Raw genomic sequence first — 15,252 nt, 5'->3', positions numbered from 1 at the left:
CGATTCGCTCATCCGCGGACTCACCGACGCCGAAACCGCTGCAGGACAGGCCTACTGGTCCGCGGTGTGGCCCGACCCGGTCCCCGCGTCGGCCTGGGGCGACCTCGTGTCGGCCGTCTCCCCCGGACGGGCCGAGTGGGTCGCGCACGCCTGTACACCCGCCAACCTCGCGCAACGGGGAGCCACCACGGCGCCCGCCTTCACCGAGCTCCCTCCGCCAGGAGACCGTCGCTCGGTCGCCCGCGCCCTCCCCGACCGCTTCGTCGTCGTGGCGGTGCAGAACGGCACGGTGGTGCAGGGCGTCGGCCGACCCGTCCCCCGCGACCTGCAGATCTCGCCCATCCCGATGGGCGACGACCAGCCGACGACGACGGCCCAGGGCATCGCCGTGCCCGCCGGGTCCGAGTGGCTGGTCGACTACGACCTCGCCGTCGAGGTCGGGATGGCCGTGACGCTCACCCTCCCCTCCTCGGGCCGCGTCGAGCGCGTCGTCGCCATGGGCACCCGCGCCAGCACCCCTGCAGCGGCGGGAGCGGACGAGCTGGAGGACCTCCTCACCGGCCACCGGTTCACCGACGGACTGGGGATCCTCCGACAGGGCACGCCCACCAACAACGCGGACGCCGAGCGATCGCCCTACCGGTCACGCCCGACGCCCGTCGCTCCGCCGCTCACCCCCGTGACGCCGGGTCCGACCTCCGACGCCACGGCGGCCGCGACGGTCCTCGGCCTCGACCCCCGTGTGGTGACAGACCTGCTGGGCCCCGGGACCGGGGAGCAGGACCTCGCCCGGTCCGTCAACACGGCGCTGTGGGCCCCCGGCTGGGGCGACTACCTCGGCCACCTCGCCGACAACCAGATCGACGGCCTCACCGACGGCCAGCGGGAGTCCGCCCGCGATCTCTTCCGCGACGGGGTCCGGGGCCGCGGTCCGGCACCGGCGATCCGGGTCGGTGCGCAGCCCTACGGCATCCTCCCGGTCTCCGACCTGCGGGCCTGGGTGCCGCAGCCCGGTGAGACGACCGCAGGCATCGCCACGGTCGTCGCTGCGGCGACGACCGGCTGGCTGTATGCCGCGCAGCACAAGGTGCCTCTCGTCCGGCCCGGCACCCCGGACCTCGACACGACCATGCTCGACGTGCTCGGCACGTCACCGGTCATGCAGGGCCTGCGGGTGCGGCCAGTGATCTCGGAGTGGTCCTCGACGGCGCAGACCTGGGCCCACGGCCTCAGCGAGCAGCCCTATGCGGACGAGAAGACCTCTGTCGCAGCGGTGGCCGCCTCGGTGGTCGGTGTCGCGGCGACGCGGATGGCCGTGGGCTCCCTCGACGTGGCCGACCGCGCCCTCCCGCTCCCCCTCGTCTCCCCGCGTGACGACGCCTTCATCGCGGCCCTGCTCGGGACCCCCGAGCAGGACCTCCCCATCGACAGCGTCTTCCAGGCCCTGATCTCGATCGCCTGGGACGCCACCGCCCTCGACGTCGCCGCGGCCTCTCCCGCCACGGTGCTCCCCCAGCTGCTCGAGCTCGCCACGCTCGACACGACGGTCAAGGTGCAGGTCGCGGCCCTCGCCGCCCGGGCGGACACCGCCTCGTCGGCCGAGCTGCACGACGTCGCCACCTCCGTCCAGGGCCTCGCGCCGCTCGCCGGCCCGTCGCTGCTCGCCCGATACCAGCCCCTGCCGAACCTCCAGACCTCGCTCGCCGAGGTCGCTCTGTCGGCTCCACCCACCGACGAGGCCCGCCAGTTCGGGACCGCGGCGATCGGCGCCTGGATCCGCTTCATGGGCTATCGCGCCGAGGTGCGCGACGCCCTCCTCGCGCTCGTCGGCTCCGACCTCGAGGCCCGGCGGCTCGCCGTCGCCGAGTCGCTGGACTGCACCTCGCACCGGCTCGACGCCTGGGTGACAGCCGTTGTCTCGCAACGCAGCTCGAGGCAGTCGGCCCGAAGGACCGCTGCAGCCGGGCAGTCCCGCGGACTGACCATCGGCGCCTACGGGATCGTCGAGGACCTCGTCCCCCAGGCCACCTCCGGCGCCGACGGCTGGATCCATGCCCCGAGCACGAAGCACGCCGTCGCCGCCGGGATGCTCCGCAGCGCCCACCTGAGCCACCTCCCGGCCCCCGGAGCAGGAGGCGCAGCCACGGGCGGAGGCCCGTTCGCGATCGACCTGTCGAGCCTGCGACTGCGGTCGGCAGCCCACGTGCTCGAAGGGATCCGGCAGGGCCAGCAGCTCAGCGCCCTGATCGGCTACCAGATCGAGCGCGGTCTCACCGAGGCCCGCCTCGGCCGTCTGCTGCTTTCCCTGCGGGCGGTTGCGCCCCTCGTCGCCCGACGTCTCAGCGACAGCGACGGCATCGACGAGCCGTCGGCGCAGGAGACCGTCGCCGCCGGCAACGTCGTCGACGGCCTGCTGCTGCTGCACCTCCACGCGCCCGGCGACCCGGCGCTGCGGACGCTGCTGGACACCCGCCCGGCCAACCTCTATCTCGACGCTGCCGTGCCGTGGCCGGCGACCACGCCGGACGAGTGGGATGCGGTCACGACGGTCCTCCGGGCGGCCGCCGACACCGTGGACGCCGTCGCCGACGTGATACTCAGCGAGTCGGTGCTGCAGTATGCCGGGGGCAACCCGCACCGCGCGGCAGCAGCCATGGACGCGATGGGGACCGGGGCCGACCCCGCCGACACGATGGACGTCCTCGAGGCGCAGGACAGCGGCGAACGGATCACCCACCGCGTGCTCGCGATGATCGGCGGCGACGCGACGTCCGGCTGGTCGAGCAGCCGTCCGCGGGCCGTGGCCGACCCGCGGGTGGAGGCCTGGGCGGCCGCCCACCTCGGGGACCCGACGACCATCGTCGTCGCCGAGACGGCCGATCGCCGGATCACCCTCGAGACAGCGGGATTCGCCGCCCTGGACCTCGTCTTCGCCACCAGTCCCGTGGCCTTCGAACGCGCCTTGCGGGTCGCCATCCCCGGTCTCGGGGACGCGGAGCTCGCCATCGGTCGCGACCCGACGTGGCCCCAGTCGCTGCGCGGTCTCGGCCAGGTGCTGACCCTTGCCGGCACCCTGCGCGCGCTGCTCGGGGGTGCCCACGCGGTCGTCCCGGACGACTTGGCCGGGGTCGGCGAGCCGCCCACCCGTGACCTCACGGCCGCCCTGCCCGAGCTCGTCGCGCGGATGTCCGGGCTCGCGGCCTCGTTCCAGGGCGCCGTCGCCGCGCTGGCCCCCACGATCGCCTCGATCCCCGAGGGGGACGTCGTCTCCGACCTCGACACGGCCGCCGCGCTCGTCGCGGCCATCTCGACCCTCGACGCGTGGGCCGTCCCGTTCGACCCCACGCCCGCGCGCCCCCTCGACGTGGCCTGGATCCGTGCCGCGTGGCTGGGCGCCGAGGCACGCGGGACCAACGCCCAGGCCACGGTCGACCGGATGAACGGCCAACCGGCGGGGACCCCGGCCGCCGTCCTGCTCGAGTGCGCGCAGGACGTCGCCACCGGCATCCTCGGCGGCGGCTTCCTCGTCCTCCCCCGGCTGCCCGTGCTCCCCGGGCTGCCCGCCGGCACCACCGACCGTTTCGTCACGGCGGCGACGGACCCTGCCTTCGCGGCCCCTGCAGCGACCGCGGTCCGGCGCTTCGTGCGCGACCTCGGCACGGTGCGCACCCAGGTCGGGCGGCTCAGCGAGGCCCTGCTGCTCGAGAGCGCGCTCGGGCACCGCCGCGACCTCACGGTCGCCCAGATCACCGGCCGCACAGCCACCGGTCCCGGTGTCGGCACCGACCGGTGGCTGGCCGGGCCCCTCCCTGCGGCGGGGCCCTGGCCCGACGGACCGGTCGCCCACCTCGTGCTCGACACGGTCGGGACCGTCGCGCCCGGGGACGGCCTGCTCGCGGGGTTCGTCATCGACGCCTGGGTGGAGGACCTCCCGATGCAGGTCGGCCCGAAGGCGCGGCCGGAGGACCCGCGTCCGGACCGGGCCCGGACCGGTCTCGCCGTGCGCGCCGGTGCCGCCTCGGCCCGCCCTCCGCAGACCATCCTGTCCGCGGTCTCGCCGGACGGCCGGCCGTGGACCGCGGACACGTTGCGCGCGGTGATCGAGCAGACGATCGACCTCGCCCGCGTCCGGATGGTCACGCTCGAGACGCTCCTCGGACAGGGCCTGATGCTGCCCGCGCTCTACGTGCGCAGCGCCTCGCTGCAGGGCCAGAAGTACATCCGCTTCAGCGCCGCGGCGACGTCCGCCTACGTCGGCATGCCCTTCGTCAAGGAGACCCCGTGACCCCCTCGATCCAGCCCCGTCCCGTCGAGCTCATCAGCACGGCGGCGCTCGTTGCCGGTCTCGCGAACGTCAGCGTGGACACGCCGGTGCTGACCCGTCTGGAACCCCAGTCGGTCTCGGGTGACCCGACGCCCGGGGCGATCGCTGCCGTCGCCGACCCGCTGTGGATGGTGGGTCGGCAGTGGCAGCTCGGCGAGCTGCTCGGCGAGGACGTCGGGAGTCCCGTCTCGGTCCACGTGACCCGGCGCTCGCTCCCGATGACGGCATGGGCGCCGGCCGGGAGGATGGACGGCACCGACCTGCTCGTCGACGAGCCGGTCTGGCGCCCGTGGCCCGTGGGGGCCGTGCTCGACGAGCACGTCGAGCACGTGCCGCGGATCGGGGTGGTCGACGGGCTGAGGTGGCGGGCGGAGACCGGTGCCCAGCTCCTGGAGAGCCTGCGGGACGGCGGCTGCGGGGACGCCGCCGACCTGCTCGTCACCGCCCACCCGCTGACCCTCGCGCCCGACCCGCGGGACCCCGACGGGACCCTGGACCCGACGGCCGAGCGGCTCCTCCTCGTGCTGGGTGGAGAGGTGCCCGACGGGGCGCAGGCCCGCGCCGCCCTCGAGGCCGGGACACCGTCCTGGGTCTCGGCCGCAGCCTCCCCGGATACCGTGGCCGGGCTCGCCGCAGAATGGCTCTCGTGGGTCGCGGGCGCACCCGGAGCCGGCGGTGCCTGGACGACGACCCGGCTCGAGCACCGCTTCCGGCTGCGGTTCGGGCAGGGTGGCCCGGAGGACTCCGCCATCCTGCAGGCCACCGGGTTCGGGGCCGGGTCGGTGCGGTGGCACCACCTCGAGTGGCTCGAGGGGGCGACGGCCACCCTCGACGGGGACGCCGCCCTCCCGGCGCCGCAGGACGTCACCGACGTCATGCTCGCCACCCCGCTGCGCTATCCCGGGATGCCGGCGAACCGCTACTGGCAGCTGGAGGAGTCGTCGGTCGACGTCTCGCTGATCGAGGCCCAGCCCCACGACCTGGCGCGGCTCTGCCTCGCGGAGTTCGCCCTCGTCACCGGCGACGACTGGCTCATCGTGCCGGTCGACGGACGCGTCGGGGCCCTCAACCAGGTGCGTGAGGTCTCGGTGACGACGACCTTCGGCGAGGTGGTCGTCATCCCCGAGGACGGCACGCAGCGTCGTCAGCAGGGCTTCCGGATGTTTGAGGTGACCTCCGCGCAGGGCGGCTCGCTCCTCGGTGTCGTGCTGCCCCCGGTGGCCCACTCCCCGCTCGTCGGCGACCCGGTCGAGGAGGTCGCCTTCGTCCGCGACGAGCAGGCCAACATGGCCTGGGGGGTCGAGCGGATCGTCCCCGGCCGCAGCGGCGACCCTCGCCTCCGGTCCGCCGAGCCCCAGCCGTCCCGGCCGCCGGTCCCCGCCGACCTCGACCCCGCCGACGTGCTCTACGAGCTCGAGGTCCCCGTGCCCGCGCACTGGATCCCCCTCGTGCCGGTGTCGGTCGGTTACGGCGAGGTGGCCCTGCGCAAGGGCGCCATGCTCAGCGGGGGTCAGCCGGTGCTCGCCGAGAGCCTGCTCCTCGCGCCGACGCCGCTCACCTTCCCGGCGGAGGAGATTCCCCGGGAGGGCATCACCGTCCGTGCGATGCCCGTCATCGCCCGGCGGCGGGACGGCACGTATGCCCGGTGGACGGGACACCGGATCCGCACCGGCAAGGGGGAGGGCAGCAGCGGTTTCGCCTCCGACGAGGCGCGTGCCGTGCGGGCGCCCGGCGTCTGACCACCGACGTCCGACCACCGACGTCCGACCTGTGGTTGGCACACCGTCAGCCGGGCGCACGGCGGGCGCACGGCGGGCGCAAACGGCATACCGGACAATGGTTTTCACGGTCGGAGTGCACAGGTGTATCCGATTCGCGCCGCTCCGTCCGGACGTCACGACGCCGGCGGCGCGAATTCTCCTCAATCCCTTGCGGGCCCGCTTCGGGAGGGCGTAGAACTACCCCTACGCCCTTCCGCGAGGAGGGGCCGCCGGACAGCACACGAGGCCTTCCCGCGAGGAGCGATCCGCCGCGGACCCACCGAACGGATGGGTGGGCCAGGCACGCGGTCCGGCGTCATGGCACCGTTCGCGCCGGACGCACCGAGACCCGGCCAACTCACCCTTGGCCGGGTCTCACCCGGGTCTCGCCCGTGCTCACCCGTGCTCACGCCTGCTCACGCCTGCTCGCCTGTCGGGCTGGTGTTTCGCGACCTCGCCGCGGCACCGATAGCGTCGGCGCGACGACGAGCACCACCCGCGAGCCTCCGGAGGATCCTCATGGCCGACCGTTCCCGCCACCTCATCGGGCTGCTGCTCGGCGCGGAGGAGGACTGGCCGCAGGCCTTCGAGGCGATCCTGCGCCGGATCGGCCCCCTCACGGACGCCAGCGGACAGACGCACGAGATCACCGCGGAGCGGCTGACCATCGAGCCGTTCGAGCTCACCGACCCGGTGCGCTCCGACCTCGTCATCGACCGCCTCGCCTACTGGTACTACCACCCCCGAGAGTGGCTCAAGAAGGCCGCGCTGATGAACGGCACCTACCTGCTCAACAGCCCCTTCACCTTCCAGTCGATGGAGAAGCACAGCGCCTACTGCGCGATGGTGCGGCTCGGGCTGAAGATCCCGCGCACCGTGCTCGTGCCCTACAAGAACCCCGTGGACAACACCCGGTGGGCCTACACCTCGGCGAAGTACAACCGCTCCTTCGACATCGACACCATCGCCGCCGACCTCGGCTACCCGCTCTACATGAAGCCCTTCGACGGCGGCGGCTGGCGCGGGGTCTCGCGGATCGACACCCAGGCCGACCTCCACAAGGCCTACGACGAGTCGGGCGAGATGCTCATGCACCTCCAGGCGACGGTCGACTACGAGAAGTTCGCGCGGGCGCTGTCGATCGGGCCCGAGACGATGGTGATGGACTTCCGGCCCGAGGAGCCGATGCACAACCGGTATACCGTGTCGCACGACTTCCTCTCGGCCAAGGCCGGCGAGGAGTGCGCCTCGATCAGCCGGATCATCAACGCCTTCTTCGGGTGGGAGTTCAACTCCGCCGAGATGCTCGTGACCGGCGACGAGGTCTATCCCATCGACTACGCGAACGCCTGCCCCGACGTGGCGATGACCTCGCTGCACTACTACTTCCCTTGGGCCATCACGGCGCTCGTGCGCTGGTCGGTCTACTGCCTGGTCACCGGACGCCGCACCAGCATCGACCTGCACACCGACCGCTACTTCGCGATCGCCGACGACGTCGCGCTGTCCTACGACGCCAAGATCACGGCATACACCGCTCTGGCCAACGAGCACTTCGAGACCGACCGCTACTGGCAGTGGTGCGAGGAGAACCTCCCGCACCTGCCGGAGCAGGTGCACGACTGGGTCACCTCGGCCGACTTCGACCGGCTGCTGCGCGAGACTGTCGACGCGACCTATCCTGCGCCCGAGCGGGCGACGTTCATGGCCCACTTCCACGGCCTGCTCGGCATGTGGGCGGAGGACAACGCACCGGCCTGAGCGGCCACTGCAGAGAGGGGGATGATCATGGGTTCACCACCAGAACCACCCGTCGAGCCGGTCGAGCTGGTGCCCGTCGAGCGCTCGGCGCGAGCGGTGCTCGAGCACCTCGGCCAGCTCTACCGGCACGACCTCTCCGAGGCCTACCAGCTGCTGCCGAACCCGGACGGGACCTTCAACTTCCGTGAGCTCGACCGGTTCCGGACCGGCGACGACGAGGGAGCGCGGGCCTGGCTTGTCCACGTCGCCGGTCGGCTCGGCGGCTTCGCGCTGATCGCCTCCACCCCCGACGGGGGTCGTAGCGTCGCCGCCTTCTTCGTCGTGCGTGCGTTGCGTCGCAGCGGAGTCGGGCGAGCGGCCGCCCGGCTGCTCCTCACGCAGCACGTCGGCCGGTGGACGATCGGGTTCCAGGACTACAACACCGGCGTCGAGGCATCCTGGACCTCCATCGCGACCGAGGCCGTGGGGACGCGCTGGACCACGCGGTCGCAGCCGGTGCCCGTCGAGGGCGTCCCTCCCGACACCCTCCTCACCTTCGACACCGGGCCCGAGGTCGCTTCCCCGCCCCCTCGGGGACTGACCTTCGGCCCCGCTGCGGAGCAGTACGAGCGTTACCGTCCCGGCTACCCGCAGGAGGTCGTCGACCTCGTCCTCACCACGGATGGCCGCCCTCTCACGACGGCCATCGAGATCGGCGCGGGCACCGGCAAGGCCACCCGGCTGATCGCCGCGCAGGGGGTCGCGGTGCTGGCTGTCGAGCCGGACCCGCTGATGCGGGCCGTGCTGACCCGCGTCACCGCCGGGCTGCCGGTCACGGTCGTCGGCAGCACCCTCGAGACGCTGCCGTCCGAGGTCGCCGCACACCCCGTCGACCTCCTGTATGCCGCGGCCGCCTGGCACTGGACCGACCCCGCGACCCGCTGGGAGCAGGCCGCGCGGCTCCTGGTCGAGGGCGGCACCTTCGCCTCCTTCGGCGGCCCGATGAATCTCCTCGACCGGGACCTCGTGGCGCAGGTCGAGGGCGTCCGCGCTCAGTTCATGCAGACCGACGACGTGCCCCCGCCGCGCGGCGATCCCGCGACGAGCCAGCTGCATTGGCCCGGCGCCGAGCTGGTCGTCTCGCCGTACTTCACCGACGTCGAGGAGCACGACCTCCCGAGCACCAGCACGATGACGGCCGACGACTTCGTCGGCCTGCTCTCCACCGTCTCGGCCTACCTCATCCTGCCGAGAGCGACCGCAGCCCCCTCCTCGCGCGCATCCGGCAGCTCCTGCCGACCGAGATCGAGGTGCGCCGGGACCTCGTCGTCCACCGCGCCCGCCGGACGGACGTGCCCGTCGCTCCGTGAGCTCCCAGCTGCCTTGCCCTCCGCCCTTCCGTCCGCGGACGTGCGTGCCAGGGCAGCCAGAACCCCGGACGGTGGGGGCCGGTGTCGGTGGTCCCCGCAGGCTGCCGGTGTGACGATGGTGCGGTGAGCACCTCTCCGTCAGCCCCGGCACTGCCTGGCTCATCCCCGACGAGGCTCGGTCCCCGGCCGGTCCTCGTCTTCGACGGGGACTGCGGATTCTGCACGACGAGTGCACGATTCGTCCGCCGGTGGGTCGACCGGCGCGAGCGCTACACGGTGCTGCCGTGGCAACAGCTCGACCTCGCGGCATACGGGCTCACGGTGGAGAGGTGCACCGAGGAGGTGCAGTTCGTGACCGCAGACGGCGCGGTGCTCGGGGGCCACGAGGCGATCGCCGGGGCACTACGACACGCTGCTCCGGCGTGGCGACCACTCGGATGGGTCGTGACGGCGCCAGGGACCGGTCGCCTCAGCGCCACGGTCTACGCCTGGGTGGCTGCCCACCGCTACGCCCTCCCCGGGGGCACAGCCGCGTGTGCGGCCCCACCGCAGGCCTCGAGCTGATCGACGGCGAACGGCGATTGCCGTCAGACCCTGGAGCGAGGGCCGGGAGCGGTCAGAGCAGGTGGATCCGGGGACTGCGGGTGTCGACGTCGACCGTGACGCTGCCGAAGCGCACGTCCATGCGATCGCCGCGGACCCGCACGATGCGCCCCAGTCCGTGGCGGTCGTGCATGACCCGTGCGTCGGCCTCCCAGGCCGGCCGTTCGGGTTCGGGCTCACGGCGGAACGGGCTGGTCGACAACCGCGATCTGCTGGCTGAGGAGTGGGTGACCATGTCCTCAGTGTTGCTCACAACAGCCTCCTTGGACAGCCCTGAGACCCGAAAACTTCTGCCGACCGAGGCCGATTCCTCTGTGGCAGAGGGCAAAGCGCGGGACAAAGAGAATATGCCGACCCGCGAACGCCGCTGCCCCACCGCGAGGGTCGCGGCGGGCGGCGACGTGTCGGCCGCCTGCTGGTCGCCTGCTGCCCGGTTCGTCAGGAACGACGGCAGGGATCGGATACGATGGGAACAGCGCGGCCCGCCCAGTTCTGCCTCGGGTCGCATCTCGCGTTGCTCTTGCGCCGCGACCCACCGCCGGGTTGCGCCGGGCAGAACGCCCCTTCTTTCTTCGGAGTCACTACACCTGTGTCCACTGACACTGCTTCTTCCACTCACACTGCTTCTTCCGCTGACACTGCTTTCTCGTCCTTCGGCGTGCCCGCCACGCTCACCTCGGTCCTCAAGGACCTCGGCATCACCGTTCCCACTCCCATCCAGGCAGTGACGCTGCCCGACTCGATGGCCGGACGCGACGTCCTCGGCCGGGGTCGCACCGGATCGGGTAAGACCTACGCCTTCCTCCTGCCGCTCGTCGCCCGCCTCGCGGCGAGCCGCACCGCCCGGGCCCCCCGTCGGCCACGGGCCCTCATCCTCGCCCCGACGCGCGAGCTCGTGACCCAGATCGAGGCCGCGCTCGCCCCGCTGGCCAAGACGGCCGGCCTGACGAGCATGACGATCTTCGGCGGCGTCGGGCAGAACCCCCAGGTGTCCGCCCTGCGTCGCGGCGTCGACATCGCCCTGGCCTGTCCCGGCCGGCTCGAGGACCTCATGGGTCAGGGTCACGTCGACCTCGGCGCCGTCGAGATCACCATCCTCGACGAGGCCGACCACATGGCCGACCTCGGCTTCCTGCCCGGCGTGCGACGGATCATGGACGCCACCCCGAAGCAGGGGCAGCGGATGCTCTTCTCCGCCACCCTCGACGCCGGCGTCAACGTCATCGTCAAGCGCTTCCTCACCAATCCCGTGACGCACGAGGCGGACTCGGCGCAGTCGCCGATCTCGACGATGGCGCACCACGTGCTCCACGTGACCTCGGACGCCCGGATCCCCGTCCTGCTCGACCTGACCGCAGCGCCCGGCCGCTCGGTCGTCTTCACCCGCACCAAGCACGGCGCCAAGAAGCTCGCGAAGCAGCTCAACGCCGCCGGGGTCAAGACGGTCGACCTCCACGGCAACCTCAGCCAGAACGCCCGCACGCGCAACATGGAGCTCTTCCACAGCGGTGCGGCGACCACTCTCGTCGCCACCGACATCGCGGCGCGCGGCATCCACGTCGACGACGTGGCGCTCGTCATCCACGCCGACCCGCCCACGGAGCACAAGGCCTACCTCCACCGCTCCGGTCGCACCGCTCGCGCCGGCGCCGACGGCACCGTCGTCACCCTGATGACCGACGACCAGGTCAGCGACGTGCGGGACCTCACCCGCAAGGCCGGGATCCGCCCCACGACGACCCGGGTGCATGCCACGCACCCCCTGCTCCACGAGCTCGCCCCCGGCGAGCGGGTCTTCACCGCGGGCGGTCTCGTGCAGGCGAGCGAGGGCCCCTCGGACACCCGCCGTGGTGGGGAGCGCGCGGGCGCCCGTCCCGCCCGCACCCCGGGACAGGGGCAGGGCCAGGGTCGTGGACGCCGCAAGCCCGCCCCCTCCGGCGCACAGCCCGACGGTGGTCGTCCGGTCCGTCGTGACGGCGCACCGGCCGACGGCCACCGTGGTGGTGGCCGCTCGGGCGCAGGTCGGTCCGGTGGCCCGGCATCCGGTGCCCGGACCTCCGGCGGTCGCTCCGGCGCGGGTCGGACCGGCTCGGGTGGCCGCCCGACCACCGGGTCCACGACGGTCTACTCGAGCACGTCCGGCTCCGGCAGCAGCGCCGCCGCCTTCTCGAGCCGCACCTCCGGCGGCCGCTCGCGCTGAGCGCGACGCCACCAGGGGTCACCCCGGGAAGGCACACGGCATACCGGCTCCGGCCCGTGCAGCAATGGCTGCATCGGCCGGGGCGCCTTGTCGTCCGGACCGGTTCGTGACCAGCGCTCGCCCCGTCGGGGGAGTCAACCTCCGACGAGGTCGCGGTGGTGACGCCGGGCGACGTCCGGGTGGGCCCGCAACCGCGCCTTGAGCAGGTTGTCCCCGAACGTGCCGAAGATGACGTTGTCCGGATCGGCCGTCACGCCGCGGGCGTCGGCCGCGAGCTCGGGTGGCAGGGTCACCACGGGGATGGTCGACCTCAGGGACGGGTTGAAGAAGAAGGGGATCGAGATGCGGGTCTCCCCCGGCGGCGGCGACACCACCCGGTGACTCGTGGCCTTGAGGTAGCCGTCCGTCGCCACCTCGAGGAGCTCGCCGATGTTGACGACGAACGCGTCGGCCAGCGGCGGCACCGGGGTCCACGACCCCTCGTGCTCGACCTGTAGACCGGCTCTGCCCGGCTCGACGAGGAGCAGGGTCAGCACGCCCGGGTCCTTGTGCGCACCCACGCCCTGACGCGCACCTTCATCGTCGCGGCCCGGATAGCGCACGATCTTGGTGAGCGTCGCCGGCGCCTCGGCGAAGGCCTCGTCGAAGAGGTGCCGGTCGGCGCCGAGGCAGGTCGCCCACTCCTGCAGCAGCCGCAGGGCGAGCCGGGTCAGCTGCTGCTGCCAGTCGCTGACGACCGCACGCAGCCGCGGCAGCGAGGCCGGCCACTGGTTCGGCCCCTCCAGGCGCAGGTAGTCGGGCTGGCCGGGCGCCGTTGGCACGACATCGTGCTCGGCCCCGAGGTCGATCTGCTCACGCCAGTCCACCTGCCCCTGCGTCAGCTCCCCGCCGACCCGGGTGTAGCCGCGGAAGTGGGGGCTGCGGGTCATCTCGATCGCCAGCTTCTCGGCCTCCGGAAGGGCGAAGAACGCCTCGGCCACCCGGAAGAGCTCGTCGGTCAGGGCGGGTTCGATCCCGTGGCCCACGAGGTAGAAGAACCCCACCTCGTGCGTCGCCTGCCGCAGGTCCCTGCGGAACGCCTCCGCCTCGACCGCGCCCCGGTCGAGGCGCAGGAGGTCGAGCACCGGGAGGCGTTGCGGGCTCGGGAGCCCTGCTGAGGTGCGCATGTCGCCACGCTAGCCCGCCGCGGACGGCCTCGTGAGCCCCGTATGCCGCCGCGGCCCGGGTTACGTCGGATGGCGCGCGGTCATCGGTTGGCGGGGGGTCGGGCCGTCCGGGGCCGACCCCACCGTCGGCGGCTGAACACGGCGCGTCGGACCGCGACGCCGGGGTCGCACGGCAGCGGACCGGATCGCGCACATGACGGCCAGGCCGAAGAGGACGAGCGCCACGAGGGCGGCCCACCCCAGGACCGGTCCCAGCGGAGTGCGGGAGACGAGCGGCGGGGTCGCGCCGGGGGGCCATCCCGTCGTCCACGCGAGGTCCCCCGTCGCGGTGGTGAGGCCGCCACGAGCCACGGTGAGGTGGACCGATCCGGGGCCTGGCTCCGTGAGGGCCATGGGCACCGACCACTGGTCGTCGCCCATCGACGTCGCAGCCGCGGTCGGGCCTGCCCCCACCACCCCCAGGGTCACAGAGGTGATCCGCCCGGGCTCCGGGCGCCGTGAGCTGGTGACGCGGACGACCGCCACGTTCTGCCCCGGCAGGTTGGGGCGGATCGTCATTGAGACCTCGAGGTCGGCGACCCGGGCATGCGCCGCGGTGCTGACCGGCGTCGACGGGTCGGTCATGAGCTGGCGCTCCAGGGCCGGCTGCCCGCTAGAGAGCAGGCCGGTGACCCCGAGGACGAGTGCGCCGAGGACCACCTCGGCAATGACAAGGCGCAGGGCGAACACCATCGGCCTCCCCGGTGTCACCAAGGAGCCCGCGACCCCCGTCGCGCCCACTGCCGCGGTGCGGTGATGCCGGCGCAGGTGCCACCGGGTCACGAGGGCGAGGACACCGCAGCCGAGGACGAGCAGGACCTTGAGGACGAGCAGCCGGCCGTACTCGGTGAGCAGCAGGGCGTCGACCGACCCGATGACACCGTTCGCAAGGTAGAGGCCCGTGACGACCATGACTCCAACGGCGGTCGCTGCGACAGGACCGAACGCCCGCAGAACGCGCCGCACGACCGCCGCAGTAGGGCGTTGACGGACGAGAACGACGAGCAGGAGGGCCAACGTGCCCATCCAGCAGCCGATCGCCACGATGTGCAGCGCAGCGGTCGTTACCCGGATCGGCGTTGCGACGAGGCCGGCCCCGGAGTGCCCCAGCATGGCAGTGCCGAGGGCAGCGAGCGCGGCTCCGAGGACGATGACACCCTCCCTCCCGCGACCGGCCGGAGCCGCTCCCGGGCGAGGGAAGGACGGCAGGGTCGCCAGCAGAGCGAGCGCAAGCCCACCGGTGCGCATGGCCCAGCGCGCGGCATACCCGCCGGAGACGAGCGCACCCGCCGCTCCGCCGGAGGACACGATCTGGTCGGTGAGCAGGGCTGCGGCAGCGATGAGCCCGAGCGCGAGGGACAACCCGAGGACAGGCGCCATCACCGAGCTGTCGACGCCGGGGCCCGCCCGCCGTAGCAGCGCCCGGGCCAACGGTGCGCCGACCGCGGTAGCGATGGCGACGAGCACGACCCAGCGCAGCGCGGACTCCAGGGGGTCGGGGCCGGACTCGACCCAGCCCCGCGGCACCACCGTGGTCCGGACGCCGAAGACGAGGACCCCGGCAGCGCGGTGCAGGTCGTCGCTCGAGACCGTCTCCCAGCTGACTCGGTAGGACCCCTTGAGGAGGTGCGGCAGCGACAGCTGCACGCTCACCGGTGCCTCGGCGCCTCCGGCATTGGCGGTCGCCTCGACGAGCGTCGGGGGGCCGACCGCCACCGGGTGTCCATCACCGTCGACGACGGTGACGGTCAGCGCCGGTAGGACCACGGACTCGCTGAAATGCAGCACGAGCCGGCCGGGAGCCTGGTCGAGCACCGCACCGTCGGTGGGGTTGCTCGAGGTGAGGTACGCGTGCGCCGACGCGGCGGGAGCCAGCAGGATCCCGGTGACGGAGGCCACCAGAAGGACCAGGCCGATCGTGGCGAGCACCCGCCGACCACTGGCGCGTTCCCTTCCGGGCGACACGGCGATCACTGGACCGGGACGCCCTGGAGGGTGATGCCGTGGGTGGTGATCGACGCGTGGTCGCCGAGGTGCAACGTCCCGGAGT

At 73.0% G+C, this 15,252-nt stretch carries 9 protein-coding genes; 6 read left to right on the top strand and 3 right to left on the bottom strand.

Annotation, left to right across the window (positions count from 1 at the left end):
* From Q0R63_RS03420 to Q0R63_RS03400, 5 genes are all read left to right on the top strand, one after another.
* Positions 1–4,285 (top strand): hypothetical protein (locus Q0R63_RS03420; protein ID WP_295694011.1); only part of this gene is annotated, 4,285 nt, incomplete at its 5' end.
* Positions 4,282–6,063, top strand: a complete 1,782-nt coding sequence (locus Q0R63_RS03415) for a hypothetical protein (protein WP_295694008.1) — start codon at positions 4,282–4,284, stop codon at positions 6,061–6,063. The genes Q0R63_RS03420 and Q0R63_RS03415, both read left to right, overlap by 4 nt.
* Positions 6,064–6,603: 540 nt before the next feature.
* Positions 6,604–7,845, top strand: coding sequence for a hypothetical protein (locus Q0R63_RS03410; RefSeq protein WP_295694006.1), 1,242 nt, complete (start codon positions 6,604–6,606; stop codon positions 7,843–7,845).
* A 27-nt stretch (positions 7,846–7,872) separates the two neighbouring features.
* Positions 7,873–9,321 (top strand): methyltransferase domain-containing protein, encoded by a 1,449-nt coding sequence (locus Q0R63_RS03405; RefSeq protein ID WP_295694004.1) that lies wholly within the window; start codon positions 7,873–7,875, stop codon positions 9,319–9,321.
* On the top strand, positions 9,318–9,758 hold the full coding sequence (locus Q0R63_RS03400; protein ID WP_295694001.1) for a thiol-disulfide oxidoreductase DCC family protein: 441 nt from the start codon (positions 9,318–9,320) through the stop codon (positions 9,756–9,758). The genes Q0R63_RS03405 and Q0R63_RS03400 overlap by 4 nt, the downstream gene beginning before the upstream one ends.
* Positions 9,759–9,810: 52 nt before the next feature.
* Here the strand turns inward: Q0R63_RS03400 and Q0R63_RS03395 are convergent, their stop codons facing one another.
* Complete coding sequence (locus Q0R63_RS03395; RefSeq protein ID WP_295693999.1) at positions 9,811–10,050, bottom strand: hypothetical protein; 240 nt, start codon at positions 10,048–10,050, stop codon at positions 9,811–9,813.
* 405 nt (positions 10,051–10,455) lie between these two features.
* On the opposite strand from Q0R63_RS03395, the gene Q0R63_RS03390 reads away from it, so the two are divergent.
* Positions 10,456–11,997 carry a DEAD/DEAH box helicase gene (locus tag Q0R63_RS03390; protein ID WP_295693997.1) on the top strand — a complete coding sequence of 514 codons (1,542 nt, stop codon included), beginning with the start codon at positions 10,456–10,458 and terminating at the stop codon, positions 11,995–11,997.
* A 134-nt stretch (positions 11,998–12,131) separates the two neighbouring features.
* Here the strand turns inward: Q0R63_RS03390 and Q0R63_RS03385 are convergent, their stop codons facing one another.
* Entirely contained in the window at positions 12,132–13,163 is a 1,032-nt protein-coding gene (locus Q0R63_RS03385) for a 2-oxoglutarate and iron-dependent oxygenase domain-containing protein (RefSeq protein ID WP_295693994.1), read from the bottom strand.
* Positions 13,164–13,223: 60 nt separating this feature from the next.
* Positions 13,224–15,131, bottom strand: coding sequence for a copper resistance protein CopC (locus Q0R63_RS03380; protein WP_295693991.1), 1,908 nt, complete (start codon positions 15,129–15,131; stop codon positions 13,224–13,226).
* Positions 15,132–15,252: the final 121 nt, after the last annotated feature.

The organism is Lapillicoccus sp., from assembly GCF_025353065.1.
GTDB lineage: Bacteria > Actinomycetota > Actinomycetes > Actinomycetales > Dermatophilaceae > Lapillicoccus.
Note: the sequence above shows the minus strand (reverse complement) of the source record. Positions and strands in the feature narration are given on the sequence as shown.